1 protein-coding gene is annotated in these 849 nt (G+C 42.9%); it reads left to right on the forward strand.

All coding sequences use genetic code 11. The features are described 5' to 3' along the window. The coding region (gene icmH / locus R7P74_RS25600) for a type IVB secretion system protein IcmH/DotU (RefSeq protein ID WP_318123452.1) at nt 1-849 on the forward strand (849 nt) is incomplete at both ends.

Genomic DNA, 849 nt, shown 5'->3' on the forward strand with positions numbered 1-849 from the left:
ACGAAGCAGTATTGAATACCAATTGGGGGAGTCAATCGTTTTGGACACATGATTCTCTGTTGAGCTCTTTTTACGCGAGCAGCCAAGGTGGAGAGGCTTTTTTTAAGCATCTAGATAGCTGTTTGGCTCATCCGGAATCCCACCTAGATTTACTAGAGCTAATGTACGTATGCTTATCTTTGGGTTTTATAGGCCAGTATCGTTTAGAAAAAAATGGGCTTGAAGCTCACCGTAAATTGAGAAAACAAGTTGTATCAGTGCTTAAGTCACATGGTCGCGGAGTACAGCAAGAGCTTAGTAACAAAGTAGAACAACATATATTGGCAGGTGCTCAGGTTTCGGAACGTGCTCCTCTATGGGTGGTTTGTTCGGTAACTTCCGCACTGCTTGTTTGTATTTTTATGTACTTCAGTTACGAGTTGAACAAAGCTTCCAACCAAACTTTTGCTCAATTGGTAAACCTAATTCAACCAACCCCAGCAGTTAGTAATCCTATGGTTGAGTCAAAGTCAGCACCTATTGCCGAAAGAATATCTATGTATTTGGCAACGGAGATTGGCAAGGATCTTGTCACTGTGGAAGCGTTGCAAGATAGAGTTCGTATTTCTCTTAAAGCTCAAGACCTATTTGAATCCGGTAGTGCGAGCGTTGTGGCTTACATACAGCCAGTTATTTCTAAAGTTGCACGCACCTTAGAAGCGACACAAGGGAAGATCATAATTACCGGGCATACCGATGACCGTCCGATATTTACCAGCAAGTACCCATCCAATTGGCACTTGTCTTTAGCTCGCGCAACTTCTCTTTCCGAACAGTTAATCGCCAACAGTGCACTTAAAGGCAGAGTTA

The sequence above is a fragment of the Vibrio sp. 2033 genome (assembly GCF_033339735.1).